At 55.6% G+C, this 14580-nt stretch carries 17 protein-coding genes; 9 read left to right on the plus strand and 8 right to left on the minus strand.

All coding sequences use genetic code 11. The features are described 5' to 3' along the window. Positions 1 to 189: 189 nt before the first annotated feature. The gene (locus OGV19_RS05245) at positions 190 to 1098 is read left to right on the plus strand and encodes a DUF2167 domain-containing protein (protein ID WP_264312442.1); all 909 of its coding nucleotides are present in this window, start codon (positions 190 to 192) and stop codon (positions 1096 to 1098) included. A 247-nt stretch (positions 1099 to 1345) separates the two neighbouring features. Here OGV19_RS05245 and OGV19_RS05250 read toward each other — a convergent pair whose 3' ends face one another. Beyond that, the gene (locus OGV19_RS05250; RefSeq protein WP_264312443.1) at positions 1346 to 1954 is read right to left on the minus strand and encodes a hypothetical protein; all 609 of its coding nucleotides are present in this window, start codon (positions 1952 to 1954) and stop codon (positions 1346 to 1348) included. A 631-nt stretch (positions 1955 to 2585) separates the two neighbouring features. On the opposite strand from OGV19_RS05250, the gene OGV19_RS05255 reads away from it, so the two are divergent. From OGV19_RS05255 to OGV19_RS05265, 3 genes are all read left to right on the plus strand, one after another. Next, positions 2586 to 3008 (plus strand): ribonuclease H family protein, encoded by a 423-nt coding sequence (locus OGV19_RS05255; protein WP_264312444.1) that lies wholly within the window; start codon positions 2586 to 2588, stop codon positions 3006 to 3008. A gap of 533 nt (positions 3009 to 3541) precedes the next feature. Continuing rightward, on the plus strand, positions 3542 to 3907 hold the full coding sequence (locus tag OGV19_RS05260) for a histone-like nucleoid-structuring protein, MvaT/MvaU family (protein ID WP_264312445.1): 366 nt from the start codon (positions 3542 to 3544) through the stop codon (positions 3905 to 3907). Between the two features lie 183 nt (positions 3908 to 4090). After that, positions 4091 to 4423, plus strand: a complete 333-nt coding sequence (locus OGV19_RS05265) for an SH3 domain-containing protein (protein WP_264312446.1) — start codon at positions 4091 to 4093, stop codon at positions 4421 to 4423. A 121-nt stretch (positions 4424 to 4544) separates the two neighbouring features. Here OGV19_RS05265 and glsB read toward each other — a convergent pair whose 3' ends face one another. Continuing rightward, a complete protein-coding gene (gene glsB / locus OGV19_RS05270; RefSeq protein WP_264312447.1) occupies positions 4545 to 5453 on the minus strand; it encodes a glutaminase B in 909 nt (302 codons plus the stop codon). Between the two features lie 148 nt (positions 5454 to 5601). Here glsB and tnpB point away from each other — a divergent pair, with 148 nt between their 5' ends. Together tnpB and OGV19_RS05280 are read left to right on the plus strand one after the other, a co-directional pair. Then, on the plus strand, positions 5602 to 5961 hold the full coding sequence (gene tnpB / locus OGV19_RS05275) for an IS66 family insertion sequence element accessory protein TnpB (protein ID WP_010954006.1): 360 nt from the start codon (positions 5602 to 5604) through the stop codon (positions 5959 to 5961). A gap of 18 nt (positions 5962 to 5979) precedes the next feature. Beyond that, positions 5980 to 7512, plus strand: a complete 1533-nt coding sequence (locus OGV19_RS05280) for an IS66-like element ISPpu13 family transposase (protein ID WP_264311494.1) — start codon at positions 5980 to 5982, stop codon at positions 7510 to 7512. Between the two features lie 427 nt (positions 7513 to 7939). On the opposite strand, the gene OGV19_RS05285 is transcribed toward OGV19_RS05280, so the two are convergent. After that, positions 7940 to 8863, minus strand: a complete 924-nt coding sequence (locus OGV19_RS05285; RefSeq protein ID WP_264312448.1) for a Kiwa anti-phage protein KwaB-like domain-containing protein — start codon at positions 8861 to 8863, stop codon at positions 7940 to 7942. Positions 8864 to 8866: 3 nt separating this feature from the next. Continuing rightward, positions 8867 to 9445 (minus strand): KwaA family protein, encoded by a 579-nt coding sequence (locus OGV19_RS05290; RefSeq protein WP_264312449.1) that lies wholly within the window; start codon positions 9443 to 9445, stop codon positions 8867 to 8869. A gap of 23 nt (positions 9446 to 9468) precedes the next feature. On the opposite strand from OGV19_RS05290, the gene OGV19_RS05295 reads away from it, so the two are divergent. Then, complete coding sequence (locus OGV19_RS05295; protein WP_264312450.1) at positions 9469 to 9615, plus strand: hypothetical protein; 147 nt, start codon at positions 9469 to 9471, stop codon at positions 9613 to 9615. Positions 9616 to 9618: 3 nt separating this feature from the next. Here the strand turns inward: OGV19_RS05295 and mobH are convergent, their stop codons facing one another. Beyond that, positions 9619 to 11337, minus strand: a complete 1719-nt coding sequence (gene mobH, locus OGV19_RS05300; RefSeq protein ID WP_264312451.1) for a MobH family relaxase — start codon at positions 11335 to 11337, stop codon at positions 9619 to 9621. Positions 11338 to 11559: 222 nt separating this feature from the next. On the opposite strand from mobH, the gene OGV19_RS05305 reads away from it, so the two are divergent. After that, the gene (locus OGV19_RS05305) at positions 11560 to 11754 is read left to right on the plus strand and encodes a DUF7740 domain-containing protein (RefSeq protein ID WP_264312452.1); all 195 of its coding nucleotides are present in this window, start codon (positions 11560 to 11562) and stop codon (positions 11752 to 11754) included. Positions 11755 to 11881: 127 nt separating this feature from the next. Beyond that, positions 11882 to 12247 carry a histone-like nucleoid-structuring protein, MvaT/MvaU family gene (locus OGV19_RS05310; RefSeq protein ID WP_264312453.1) on the plus strand — a complete coding sequence of 122 codons (366 nt, stop codon included), beginning with the start codon at positions 11882 to 11884 and terminating at the stop codon, positions 12245 to 12247. Positions 12248 to 12334: 87 nt separating this feature from the next. On the opposite strand, the gene OGV19_RS05315 is transcribed toward OGV19_RS05310, so the two are convergent. The 3 genes from OGV19_RS05315 to OGV19_RS05325 all read right to left on the minus strand — a co-directional run bounded on the left by OGV19_RS05315 (position 12335) and on the right by OGV19_RS05325 (position 14346). Continuing rightward, entirely contained in the window at positions 12335 to 13273 is a 939-nt protein-coding gene (locus OGV19_RS05315) for an ArdC family protein (protein ID WP_264312454.1), read from the minus strand. Between the two features lie 83 nt (positions 13274 to 13356). After that, positions 13357 to 13680 carry a hypothetical protein gene (locus tag OGV19_RS05320; protein ID WP_264312455.1) on the minus strand — a complete coding sequence of 108 codons (324 nt, stop codon included), beginning with the start codon at positions 13678 to 13680 and terminating at the stop codon, positions 13357 to 13359. Positions 13681 to 13980: 300 nt separating this feature from the next. Continuing rightward, complete coding sequence (locus OGV19_RS05325) at positions 13981 to 14346, minus strand: DUF3085 domain-containing protein (protein ID WP_264313889.1); 366 nt, start codon at positions 14344 to 14346, stop codon at positions 13981 to 13983. Positions 14347 to 14580 lie beyond the last annotated feature (234 nt).

Consider the following 14580-nt stretch of genomic DNA (forward strand, 5'->3'; position numbering starts at 1 on the left):
ACGGAATGCTGACTGCGTCCAGGCAGAAGCTGGGCACAGAGGATGTCACTGCGTGACCGCCAGAAAGGAGGACCCGCAAGAGTGTCCCTTTGGCATCGAAAGTTAGGCAAGGACACGAGATTCTGGCGACTGGCCAGCTCTTTCAGTTATCCTGCGCGGCCAAATTATTTCAAATTGTAAGGGACTACGATGAAACACCTGCGCCATTTGGTGGCGGCAGTGCTGCTCTGCGCAACTACTTTGCCCGCCATTGCCGCCAGCACTCCCGCGTCTGCGCCAACCGCTAGCGAACAACCGCACCAGACCGCCGAACAGTGGCTGGCCACGCTCAAGCAACAGCATGGCAACATCACCCTGCCCGGCGGTATCGCCAGCCTGCAACTCAACAACGAGTTCTACTACCTGTCGCCGGACGACACCGAGCGCCTGCTGACCGAAGGCTGGGGCAACCCACCGGGCTTCAAGACCCTCGGCATGATCATCCCTACCGCCGTCAATCCTCTGGCGGAGAACGGCTGGGGCGTGATCATCAGCTACAAGAACGATGGCCACATATCCGACGATGACGCAGCCAAGATCGACTACGCCGAGCTGCTCGAGCAGATGAAGGCCGATGACGAGGAAGACAACAAGGAGCGTCGCAAGAACGGCTATGCCGGCCTGACACTTTTGGGCTGGGCCGAACCCCCGAGCTACGATCAGGCTACCCACAAGATGTACTGGGCGCGAGAGTTGAAGGCCGAAGACGCCGACCAGACCACTCTGAACTACAGCATCCGCGTGCTGGGCCGCGAAGGGGTGCTGGAACTCAACGCCGTGGCGGCGATGGCCGACCTGCAGACCATCAAGCAGGAAACGCCGAAGATCCTCGCCTTCACCAACTTCACCGACGGCAACCGCTACGCCGATTACGACGCCAAGACCGACAAGCTGGCGCCATACGGACTGGCCGCCCTGGTCGCCGGTGGCATCGCCGCCAAGGCGGGCCTGTTCGCCAAGATCGGTGTTGCCTTGCTGGCGTTCAAGAAGTTCATCATTCTGGGCTTGGTGGCCATCGCCGGCCTCTTCGGCAAGCTGTTCAAGCGCAAGCAATCCTGATTCAGACCTGGCTCACCCTTACTGGGTGGGCCACCTCCTTAAAACGAACGTGCCTACTGAATGCTCCCAGGCACCATTGCCGATCAGGGCACAATGTGGTGGGGCTATCTCCATGAACGTCCACCATCGACCCAAAGCGGCCCCTCACGCACGGCAGAGTCCTGCCAAGACCTGTCACTAATGATTAGGCTAAGGGATCGGCCTTGGCCGGTCCCGATTGAGCGTAACGAATAATTTGAAAAAATTGTCAGCGAGTGTCATCGGGCGCTGGATTTAGGCTGCCGCGCATCGAGCTAATATTATTTCGGGTGATAATACTGAGTTTGAAAACCCTCAGAAATATCCAGCGCCAAGCTTTAGGAAGTATAGAACGAAGCAGGCGGCGAGCGGGAGCTATCGGCAGAAGTACGACCCAGAAGATGCTGATAACAATACCGATGACTAGACCGACTGGCATCAAAAGAACTTTCGTAAGATCTTGGAGGAACTGGAGCGTAGAAAAGGACCGCTCATAAGTATGGTGTTTCAGTAGCGCATCGGAAATAACGTTGGTGCCAATTGCTCCGGATACGAATGGAAGCATGTAGGCGAATACTAGATGGTAACGCTCAAGCCGAGACAGTACATCCTGCGACACATTGCCTGATGCTTGCAACTCCTTGCATCGCTCCAACATATCTAGAAAAACAATGTGCCCAAAGACGCCGGCACCAATAAAGCAAATCCCAAGCATAAATACGACAGGGCGTGTAAGGTTAAAGCTAATCAGAAAATTGAATAGACAGAATAAGAACATTGCAAGGCATGCTAAAAGAACAAGCAAAATGGGTGGGGAGAACAGAAAGTCAAAATTCATGGGTGTTCGCCTAACGGTGTTTAGAGAGCCATTCTTGAATTGTGTATCAGTGGATGCTGGCGGTACAAGTATTTACTTTAGGCTGCCGCGTCTTATGGTACGCGCCTAAAAAATCAATAGCTTATACGGCTAACTTTAAGGCTTAGCGTATCGCTTGATTTCCACATTTTACGCCTTCATTCCTGCCGGGCTGATATGCACAGAAGCGCTGCGGCTATGCAAGGCGAGAGCGAGAACATGTCAAGATCACAGCAAGGAATAGCGGGAAAACAGCCTTAGCCATTGACCGGGAAGTCTAGTAAAACCGAGCTTTGCTAGGTCTAGCAAGCAATGAGAGGGGGCGCCTCCTACATCACTAGAGAGGCAGTTGGTACGGTAGATGGTGACTAGTCCGAGTTAAGGCCCGCTTCCGGCCGGTAGCCGTCGTCCACCAATGGCAGCTATGGGTCGAAAGCGGTCATTTGCGAGCGACAGCTATCGACTCGGTGTGTCGTTCGTTCGGGGCCTCTCGGTCAAAAAATGAGCGGTTTGAGTGGTAACGCAAAGTCCATGCTGACCGTAGACACAAAGCCAGCGGCTTCGTACTCTCGGGCTCCTCACATAACCAACACAGCCTCCGACGTCAGGACCAATGAAGACCGTATTCATCTACTCTGTTGGTAGTTGCGACACCGCCACTCGTCTCGGAACAGCAGAGTCGCTGCTTGAGTACAACGGCAAGACCAAGTACCTCAACCAACAATTGCAAGATACGACTGCCAACCGCTGCATCATTGAGGGGCTGATCGCAGGCGTAGGTCAGCTCAAGGAGCCGTGTTCTGTGCGGCTGGTTACGGCAACCAAGATTGGTCTGCAAAAAGCAGCCCGAGGCAAGGGCGTCAACGCAGACCTTGTGGCTAGTCTCATTAGAGACTTGCAAGAGCGAGACTGCGTATTTGATTTTGAGGTCTGGGAGGGACGTGGCGACGAACTCCGCTCAAAAATCGTGGCTGGAAGGAGCGGGCTCGTCATGTACTTCAACCATTCAGCCTTAGTCCACAGCCCTGGCGAGTGACTACCACCACCATCGTCCTTTGAATCCAGCGATGCTCAAACACTGCATTGCTGTCGGTCAGCTGAGTCGCCAGCCCGATATGAACTAGTGAGGCGAGAGTTGAGAACGCCGCGGCGACGTTCATGAGCCATGAGTATCAAGTCGTCCATGCCCAGCGATCAAGCAATCTCGGACTAGGTGGCAGCGAAATGGCATTGGATCCGCTACTCGAATCTGTCACGACCCGGCCCATCGTGTTGACATGGGGGCGATGCTCACGTAACCATGCCTCCCTACAACAGCTATCGCGCCGTGCGCCGTTTCCAAAAGTATTTGGACCCATCCTGAGATTCTCGCTGAGGTTGAGACGGTTCCCGCCGGGCTCCGTGTTCAGGAGTCAACTCCGGAATTAGAGGACGCCGGCGCTCCTTCGGAATCGATTGTCTAATCGAAGCTTGTCGACTCGACTCGACTCGACTCGACTGATGATGCTGGTGTTGTGATTTGAGCAGGCAAGCCGGATGATGTGGATATCACATAAATAGGAGTACACCATGTCCCGCCTTGCCGAGTTTCGCGCCTTGGAGCAACAGCTGGCAGCTCAGCTTGCCGAGCTCGAATCTCTCAAAAATGATGACGGCCTTAAGCGTGAAATCGAGTTTGAGAAGAAATTGCGTGATTTGCTGGCCGAGTACGGTTACAGCCTGCGTAACGTCATCGCCATCCTTGACCCGCAGGCTGCTGCTCGTCCAGCAGCTCCCGCTGCCGCGGCTCCGGTAACTCGGAAGCCGCGCCAGTTGAAGCGCTACAAGAATCCTCACAACCACGAAGTGATTGAAACCAAGGGTGGCAACCACAAGGTGCTGAAGGAGTGGAAGTCCAAGTACGGTGCTGCATTGGTAGAAAGCTGGCAGGCTTGAGTTCGAACTTCTAAGGACCGAGGTTCACCATGACACTGTCGGATGACAACGCTGGCAATGATCAGACTGTCCAAGGCCAAGAAAGCGTCGCCGAGAAGGCCAGCGATCATCTAGTCAACCTGGAGGGGCCATCCATTTCTTTGCGTGGCGATCTTCGTGCTCGGCTAAATTCGGCTCCACGTCGTGGCCGTCGCGCAAGCGTACGAATACGTTGATAGCAAACTTCAGGGTGCCGCGTCGGCCCAGCAGGTTCAAGATGTCATTAAGGCGCTGCCATCGGAGCATCGAGCACTGCTTGCGTCCTACCGTGTAGTCATTCGTGAGCAAGCGGTTCTGCGCGCCGGCCCTGAATCAGGATCAGCTAAGGCCGGGCGCCTGCGTTTGAGTGACCGGGTCGAAGTGCTGGAAGAGCGAGATGGTTGGATCAAGGTCTCTGTTGATCTGGATGACGAGGAAGCGGAGGGGTGGATGTCTCGTTCCCGTACGGCACCGATCGCTGACAAGGCGCAAGCATGACCACTTACTCGCTGGCTCTGACGGGCTTGGCCCATCATCACCGTGCTGAGATTTCAGTGAAGCCAGCCTTGATCAAGTCGGCGCGCATTGCGGGCGACGAGTTTTCAGCCAAGTTCGTCGATCAGAATACCGACCACCCAATCCGTGAGCTGAGCAACTCCAGTGCCGCCATACCAGCGAGGGAGTTGCCAGTGGCATTTAGCTCTGGAGCCCATACGCATACAGTAAATTGTCCTGGCACGACTGCTACAATTCCTCCCCCCACACCACTTTTTCCAGGAAGCCCCACCCGATAGGCGAAATTTCCTGCTTCATCATACAGCCCGCTGGTAGCCATGATTGAGTTCACCTGCTGGGTCTGACGACGGGTCAAAATCTGTTCACCGCTATGCTTGCAGAATCCATCGTTGGCCAGGAAACAAAATGCTCGAGCCAGGTCGAGGCAGTTCATTCGCAGCGCGCAACAGCTAAAGTAGCTACGCAGAACGGCTTCTACTTCATTATGGAAGTTACCAAATGATTGCATAAGGTAAGCCATGGCCGCGTTGCGCGCACGGAACTGGTACTCCGATTCTGCCACATGGCTGTCCACCAAAATCTGGGGGTTGCCTGATAGCCGTCGCACGAAATCTCGCATCGATAAAGCTGGGGCCGCGAAGCGCGACTGGTTGATATCGCAGATTACAAGCGCTCCGGCATTGATAAAGGGATTTCGTGGTCGTCCGCGCTCGAATTCCAGTTGTACAAGAGAGTTGAAAGGTTGGCCTGAGGGCTCATGACCAAGTCGATCCCAAATGCGTTCGCCAGAATGGCCAATCGCCTGAACCAGGCTGAATACTTTAGAGATGCTCTGTATCGAAAACGATACTAGTGCATCGCCCGCACAGTGATAGCTGCCATCGTTGCCATAAACGGCGATGCCCAATTGCTGGGCGGGTACGTCAGCCAGCGCTGGAATGTAATCAGCCACTTTGCCCTGGCCAATCAATGGGCGCACTTCGTCGAGAATTTCGTTCAACAGCGCTTGCATAGGGTGCCTTGCGGAAAGTCCCCCAATGACAGGAGGGGGTTGCATCCTTGACGAAGGCTAAGAGTAAGCGCTCCATGAACCCCACATTCAAAGCGCTTACCTGATCCTCGATGCTGTGCTCCCGATTTCTTTCTGGAGCTCGCCGACCATGATGCGACCCGACGCCAAAGTCGAAAAAGTGTACCTCTACCCCAAGCCCGTCGACTTTCGAAAATCCATCGATGGACTGGCCGCACTGGTCGAACTCGATATCAAAGTGGCGGTGTTCGACCCAGTGCTTTTCGTCTTCCTCAACAAGCCGCGCAACCGCGTGAAGATCCTGTATTGGGAACGCAACGGCTTCTGCCTCTGGCTCAAACGCCTGGAGTCCGAACGTTTCAAAACTTCACCTGATCCGACTGACGTCGCCATTGTCCTGACCGTTCAGGAACTGAACTGGCTGCTCGATGGCTTCGACCTCTGGCGCAACCGTCCGCATCAGGTTTTGACGCCTCGATACGTCGCCTGATTCGGTATAATCCGCGGCATGATTTCCATGCCCGAAAACCTCCCTGACGATCCTGTTCTGCTCAAGCAACTGCTTGAGCAGATGATCCACGAGCGCGCGTCCGACAAGGGCAAGATCGTTCATCTCGAAGAGGAAGTTGCGCTGTTGCGCCAGCGCTTGTTCGGGCGCAAGACCGAGCAGACTGGCGATACGGCGACACCACAGTTGCCACTCTTCGACGAAGCGGAAAGCCTGGCCGAGCCCTTGGATGAGGCTGACGACGAAGAAGTCGTTGCGCCAACCAAACGCCGTGGCAAGCGCAAGCCGCTGCCAGCTGATTTGCCGCGTATCGAAGTTGTCCACGAACTGCCCGAGCATGAACTGACCTGCGCTTGTGGCTGCCGTAAACATGCCATCGGTGAAGAAGTCAGCGAACAGCTTGAAATCGTCCCGATGCAGATTCGCGTCATCAAACATGTTCGCAAGGTGTACGGCTGCCGGGACTGCGAGTCAGCGCCCGTAACGGCGGACAAGCCCGCCCAGATGATCGAGAAAAGCATGGCCAGCCCGAGTGTGCTGGCCATGCTGCTGACCATTAAATACGTAGACGGCTTGCCGCTTCACCGCTTCGAAAAAGTGCTGGGGCGTCACGGTATCGATATCCCGCGCCAAACCCTGGCACGCTGGGTGATTCAATGCAGCGAGCACTTTCAGCCGCTGCTGAATCTGATGCGCGAAAGCCTGTTGAACAGTCGGATCATCCACTGTGATGAAACACGTGTGCAGGTGTTGAAAGAGCCTGGTCGTGAGCCCAGCAGCCAATCCTGGATGTGGGTGCAAACCGGCGGCCCACCTGATCGCCCGGTGATCCTTTTCGACTACACCACCAGCCGAGCGCAGGAGGTGCCGGTGCGCCTGCTGGACGGCTATCGCGGCTATGTCATGACCGACGACTACGCCGGTTACAACGCGCTGGCCGCACAGGACGGGCTGGAGCGATTGGGCTGCTGGGCGCACGCGCGCCGCAAGTTCGTCGAAGCGCAGAAAGTACAGCCCAAGGGCAAAACAGGACGCGCTGACATCGCATTGAACTTGATCAATAAGCTCTATGGCGTCGAGCGCGACTTGAAGGACAGTGACGACGAAGATCGTAAGGTTGCCCGCATGGAGCGCAGCCTGCCATTGCTGACTCAGCTGAAAAACTGGGTAGAGAAAACGCAACCTCAGGTCACGACGCAGAATGCCTTGGGCAAGGCCATCGGTTACTTGGCCAGCAACTGGAGCAAATTGGAACGCTACGTCGAGCACGGCTACTTGCCGATGGACAACAACGCGGCCGAGCGTGCGATCCGCCCGTTTGTCATCGGGAGAAAGAACTGGTTGTTCAGTGACACGCCCAAAGGTGCCACTGCCAGCGCACAACTTTACAGCTTGGTAGAAACGGCCAAAGCCAACGGCCAAGAACCCTATGCGTGGCTGCGCCACGCACTGGAACGCCTGCCGCAGGCGTGCTCAGTCGAAGACTACGAAGCGCTACTGCCATGGAATTGCACACCTCACATACACAGCTAGGTGCGCTGCCCATCTTTGGTTAGGTGGGGTTTATGGAGCGCTTACGAAGAAACAGGGATTGAGGTTCTGTCCGTCGGCGAGTGCGTTGCGTCCTACGAGTTTCTCTGGCAAATGCCGAATGGAGAGCAAGTGATTGCGGTAGAGCGCTATTACGTGGTGCACTCAAATGACGAACATCGCTCGGCGGTGAGGTGGAGCGAGCAAGAGTGTGAAGTGGTCTGTGAGGCAAAGTGGTGGTCAGAAAGCGAGCTGGAAAATTGCCAAGATGAAATATTTCCGGCGAACCTACTGACCCTGTTTGTTCAAGCTCAAGGTGCCTGTGTTCCTCGATAACTCACAGCGCGACGGGGCAAAAAGTCAATGTGCACCTAGACCCTAGGGCGCTTCATGCCCAGAACACGAAGTTGACTGCCGTGGTAACCTCAAGCTAACCGACAGGATTAGCAGAGGCGACGTCGAAATCGTTGTTGGTCAACTCGGAATGTAGCCGATGATTCAGCAGTACTTGAATGATTGCTCGTGCTGTTTCAGCAGAGGGGATGATCTTGCCGTCGGCATCAAAATCAATGTTCCATTGACGTGCTTCGTTTACTTGGCGCAGCCGGGCCATGAAGCCAGCGTCCAGGTAGTGAGCACGCTCTTGCACCACAGCCATACGACGCAAGTGGGTGGTGTTGGTGCCGACGTATTCGACCAACACGGCCAGGTCCGCGAAGACTCCTTGGAATGCGAGGTCTGCCTGTAGCTCCGTAAACGATGTTACGTAGGTCTGCTTGTGTTCAAGCAAAGACTCGAAGGCTGGTTTGGAAATGACCAGTATGTCTTCATTGATCGCGAAGAAATCAAACCGTTTGGGAATACTGAAGGCTTGCTCACCTGCAAGGTCGAGCTCATTTCGATTCAGCACCAGATTCAACATGCGCGAACGCTTCTTAACTTTCCAGTCGGATGCCAGGCGGCAGACGCAGTGGAGAGTATCGTCGCCTTGTGTCATGCGAACAAGGTATCCGTCGCTGCCTTCCAGTTCTGCCACGTCCTCGATAAGGTGCTCTTCAGGCGGTTGGCGCACAAGGTCTTCCAAAGCAGAAAAAACCGTCTCATCACATTCCAGGTGCAGGCATGAGTTTTCATTAGTCGACGCGAGCAGCCCATAGTCCTCGACCTCGGTACACCTGCGAATGCAGTTATTCGCCAAACTCCTTAGTTCATTGGCCAGCACAGGCGTTGTTATTACGGAATAAGCGCGGAAGCGTGAGTTCCTGCTATTACTTTTCTTGAAGGTCCACACGCTCAATTCTGCGTTTTCTAAATCAAATGCCCTAAGTTTCACCAAAGCCTGATCTGCGGTCATGACTCACTCCTTTTTTGCAAGCACGTAAATTCCTTGGATCACACAGAATTGGAGTGTGTCGCCAGGGTTAACCTTCGTTTTGGCGAGTGCGACGACACTGCGGGTGTGCCCAGAAGTCGTCACACTCAGTTCATGAAGCTGCCAGCCGATCGCAAGCAACAACGGATTCATGAGGATCTGCCCAGATCGATAGGTGATCAGGAACATCCACGCCAAGAAGACAAGAAAGCCGTAAAATTTTCCGTTGCTGGCCAGATCCAGCCCCATGAACGAGACAACGTACGGAAAGACATAGTTGATGAGGTCGTTTGGAACTGTCTTCGATTCTCTGACTGTGAGCTGATGGTCAGCAGGCATGCTTTTGAGCACGTAAGAAAAAAGTGCCAAGCTCAGCAAGCATATGATGAACAACCCGAGCGAACGCTCCCCATTCATCAAGGTTGGCAGGGTGCAGTTTTGCAGCGACCAACAAACAGACTGTGACCAACTGACGTCAGTGAAATCTTGCAGGAGCAAAATTACACTCAGCGGGAAGTACGAGCCGAGAAAAAGGAAAGCCGCCGGAGTAATTTTGACCTTCATCGCATCCCCCTGGTGCGCCGTCAGTGCCAAAAGTCAAAGCAGTGATAGCACTATGGCAATTTTTTGGCTCACTTGGAAGCATCAGAGATTTCTATGACCTGCGGGCGGCCTCCTCTGCAGGAGTGCTGCTGACGATCGCTAAAAATTTTATTGTACAGCCGCTGCTGTGAGTTCTAGGAGTCGATCTTCAGAAAGGGGTTGTCAGCCGGAGGCTTTCCACACGCCGCTACGGCATCGCATAGCAAATAACCGTTTAGCGATGTGCTTCTACGGGGCCCTTGAACCTTGCAAGTCCAGATGTTCTGACCGTTGGGTAGCTTCTGATGGATCTCCAGCCGTTCGAAATCGCGCTGAAGCCGTCGCCAGGCATCGTTAGCTCCCGTCGTACCTGCAGGACGCGGGTGTTGAGAAATATAAAGTTGAAAAATGCCGGGTGAGACTAGGAAGAACGTCCCTGCAACTGCATGGATCTTGGCCTTGCGGTCATTAACGAGCAGCCTGTGGCTGCCGATACCCGAACGCAGCCAGTCGAGAAATTCCTGCCCAGGGGCATTATGCGAGTTCGGCTCTGATGCCTCAGTACCACCGGCGAGGCGCTCCACTGCGTTCTCGGCTTCGTCGCAAAACAGGTTCATGAAGTGATTAACGTAGTCGAAGTCCTGCGCAGAAGGCATGGCGTCTTGAGGGCGCTTCACCTCCAGTGAAATCCGTGCTTGATCAGGGGTTGATTCGTCAGTAGTGGCTGGCTCTGCAGGCGCTATCACAGGTTTGACGGTACCTGTGAAACATTGAGGCCGACTGTCTTCGCGCCAAATCAGGCCCGGCCGCAGTCGAAGAAAGGTAAAACGATGCTGCCAGTCCCCGTCTGTGACGGCGGCGCTCCACACCGCTTTCCCTTCATCTGTCGCATCCACCAATCCATGTGATTGCAGCTCATCGAACAAGGCGATGTTGGAGGAGGGAATACCGTCTACCGATTGAGCCAGCAGGTAAGCACGTAGTTTGTCGGTCGCAGTTTTGCTGACCAGCCACAGGTGGTTTTCAGTGAGCCAGCCGGCCGCGCCGGGCTGGTTAAGCTTGAACTCGTTTTTGACCATGTGGCGCAGGCCCATTAGTAGATGATGCTGCAGCGAGTGTTTGGGTGCCTGCAAGGCCTTGGTGGGATTGGCACCGATGTTCTGCGCGGTGGATACGCGGTCCGCTTGTAGCACCAGTTCCCCGAGGGTACCGGCATGCTCGTAGTGGTTGGCCAGCAGGAAGAGCAGCTGGCTCCACAAGACCGGATAGCTGCTGAGCCAGTCGAGCTGATAGGAAGTCAAAAATTGCGTGTACAACAGCCCCGCAGCGGCGCCGTGAAGCTTATAGTCGCGACCGACCACGTAGCGAAAGCGGTAGGGCTGGGTCAAAGGACCGTGCCAGGGGTGCCACACCTCGCCATTCTGATACTCCACCTGCACGTCGACGGCAATTTTGCCAATGTCGTGGAGCAGGGCGCCGTAGGCAATCGCCGCGCTCCAGGCATCGGCCTGCGCGGCCTGGTCTTCTGGCGCGGCGCCGCTGGGTAGCAGGTACGATTGGCGCAGCTTCAAGCTACAGGCTACCAGTTCTAGTCCATGGTCCAGCATGCCGCCCGTATAGGCATGGTGGTGACTTTCGCTGGCAGGGAGTTGCTGTACATAGGTGGCGTAGCGGCGGATCGGATCAAGGTAGAGCTGATTGAACTGCGGCTCGGAGAGCGCTGTGTATTGCCAGATGCGCTCCAGCAGCTTTTTCCGGTGGTCGGCACAGAGCAGGGATTCAGAGGATAGAGGGAGGTGAAACCCTTCGGGAGCTTGAGCGAGCGAGGGCTCCGCAGTATTGCCTTTTTGATGTTTGTACCACCAGCGCTTCATCGCGTTACCTGCTTTACATTCAGAAGGCCCTTTTGCCGTTTCGGATAGGCCTCTTACCCTTGTGCCCCCTTAACATTGCCGCCGTTACCCTTTAACGCCTTAAGCCTTTTCGCGAACGCGAAAATTCGAAGCCTGGCGCATCGGGTTACCTGTGGTACCGGAATGGCCTGTCCTTTTCCCGGGAGGTAGACTGTCCGACATTATTTCGAGGAATGTAGCCTGATGACGTTGAGCGATGCCATTTTGATCGTGCTTCTGGCTGACCGGATTCATGGTGCCGATGCTGCCATTCGATCAGCCGCCACGCGTTGCGCGAAAAAGCTGCCGCGCAGTCAGCGTGACATGCTGTTCAAGATCGGAAACAGTGCTGCACCTCGTGAACTAGTGGGGTACCTTTGCCAGTTCTTGCCGGACTGATTAGTCACATAGATATGTGCACATTTTTAGGGATGAAAAGTTAGCTGAAGAGCGAATTAACGCTCGGCTAGTAGTTGTGCTTCAGGTAATATCGCCACACATGCCCTAACCCTAGGAAAAATTTCACATGTCCAAACTTGCCGAATTCAAAGCACTGGAAGCTCAACTGGCTGCTCAACTTCAACAACTGGATGCGATGAAGAACGATTCCGGCCTGAAGCAAGAAATCGAGTTCGAACAAAAGCTCAAGGCCTTGTTGGATCAGTACGGCATGAACCTGCGCCAAGTCATCACCATTCTTGACCCGTCCAAAGGCGTGAGCGTGACCACTTCCAGCTCCGCCACCGGCGCTCAGCGCAAGCCGCGTGACGTTAAACGCTACAAGCACCCTCACAGCGGCGAGGTCGTGGAAACCAAGGGTGGCAATCACAAGATCCTCAAGCAGTGGAAGCAGGAGCACGGTTCCGATACCGTTGAGAGCTGGCTGCAGTAATCGACTGCGCATTTGCAGCGGCAGATCCACGGCGCTGCAGGCATAACAAAGGCCCCAAATCGGGGCCTTTTTGCTGGTTGAGGGAAATTACGCCGTGAGTTGCTCCGGCGGTTCAGTGGTGTGATCGGGTTGCAGTGCTAGTAAGAACTCCGAGGCCTCACGGGCCAGGCCACTGGCGCGGAGAATCGCACGCTTATCTTCCTTGAGGATCTTCAGCCAGGACGCCAGGTACTCTTCGTGGCGCAGCTCGCCCTGGGTGCCGGTGAGGGCGCAGAGAAATGCCGCCCCCATCTCCGCGACTAATTCCTCGAAGGCGTAGGCTGCAGAGCCAAACGCGTGCCCGCCTGTGATGCCTTCCCGGTTCAGGCGCGATCGATGACCCGACCAGTGCGTCAGCTCATGCAGCGCGGTCGCGTAGTAGCTGCCGACGTCCATGAACTGGGCCTTGGTGGGCAATTGGATGAGATCCCGTATCGGTAGATAGCACGCGTCATCCCCGTAGGGATGCTCGATACGTGCGCCGCTGGCGGCCAACAGTCGCTCGGCAGGTGCATGATCGATGAACGCCACCGGATCTTCACCCTCGTCGTGTTGCTGTTCCTCGTGGGGTAGTCCCTCGGTCTGCTCGATGTTGAACAGGCAATGCGTCCGTAGCAGTGCGAACTGCACCATCTTGACGTTACCTTGCTCATCACGGACGACCTGACCGTCTTCGTCGTGTGCTTCCTTGCTCATGGGTTTGTACAGCACCGCGAGGGTCGATTGTTCGCCCTTGCGCACATGACCACCGGCTTTGCGGGCTTGGTTGTAGGTGAGCCAGCGATCCTGGCGGTACCCGCGCAGGCGGGCTTCGGCCCATAGCAGTGGAATGTTGATGCCGGCGTAGGGGCGCCGGGTGATCGCGTTGATGGGGAAAGGTGCGTCAGCACTTGAGCCTGAAGTGGTCCAGGGTTTGATCCAGGGGATGACCCCTTGGCTCAGGGCACTGACAATCTTGTTGGTGACGTCCAGGTAGATATCGGACATGACGTTCTCCAGTCAAAGAGGGGAACGCTGCCCCACCGGGAAGGGTTCCCGGTGGGGTAAGTGGACAGTGGTAGGGTGGGTGTTCAGGCCGATGAGATGTCCACACCGATCTCATGTGGCAAGCTGATGTGCAGAAAAACAGGGCCGGTTTCTGGCGTGATGTGAGTTACCTGAAACTGAGTGGCTGCCGCCGAGGGGCGTGATTTGCGCTGGGAAGCTTGATCGAGTAGCAACTCGAGCGACTGGCGCAAGTGGTGATCTACCGAAGCCAGAGCGATGCCCAGTACGGCCTGCAAGCGCTGTCCTGATTGCTCAACTGAGTCAGTAGCCGTACCAACCTCGGCGATGAATTGCCATACCCCTGGGCTCAGGACAATGGCGGGTAAGGAGCGGTTGTTTCTGGACACTGGTGCCTCCCGGGAGCTGATCCAGCGATGGCCTCCAGGTGCATCCCGGGGTAGTTCCATCGCCACAACGCTCACTGAAAACTGGACGTGTCCAGGCATTAAAACGCGCTTGCTTGTGGGGTCAATGCCTAATCCAGACTGGCTAGCAGGTCGAATTTCCAGTCGCTTCCAGCGAAGATTTTCCATCCCAAAATTCCAGATGAATGGCTCGCTGCTGTGGGCTTGGAACTGAAATGAGCGATATCCCAGAGAGGCACAAACTCGTGCTTCCCTGGAACATCGCATGTGTCTCCAGAGCAGTCAGGATTTCCCGGGCAGGGCAATCTCGGCAGCGATGTACAGGTGCGTGGATGTGGCCTCAACCACCAATGCCCCGTCTGTGCCGCGTAGGCTTTCCAGAACGGGATCATCAAGGTCGAAGTACTCGGCGAAATCGTCGCCACCGAATTCACTGCGTGCGCGATTCCACCAGGCGTCAAAGTCGTCGACGTCAGGGTTGCAGCCCATGGCGTAGGCAATGTGTTTGCGGCTACCTCCGTCGGGTTTGCTTTCGCCGAACTCGGACATCAGGTAGACACCGTGGTCTTTGACCAAGATGACTCGGCAGCCGATGACGGCCGCTTCAGTCAAGACAGCATGAAGTTCAGTTCCTGTGAAGCGCAACATGGTGTGTTCCTCCAGGCAGTGCGGAGGAATGCCACCCATGCGGGAAGAATTCCCAGCACGGAAATGGAACAGGAGCTTCAACGAAGCGGGGCTCCGTGAGGCAGATGTGAAAGAGCGCTCATCACCGCGGGAGCGGTAACCGGGCGAGCCACCGAACGCTAATCGCCCTTGGGACAACCGTCACGGGAGTGACGTGGCCTTTAAGGTTGAGGCCACCTGGGGTGCTGGAATTCC

Origin of the sequence: Pseudomonas putida (assembly GCF_025905425.1) — a bacterium.
Lineage (GTDB): Bacteria > Pseudomonadota > Gammaproteobacteria > Pseudomonadales > Pseudomonadaceae > Aquipseudomonas > Aquipseudomonas putida_AF.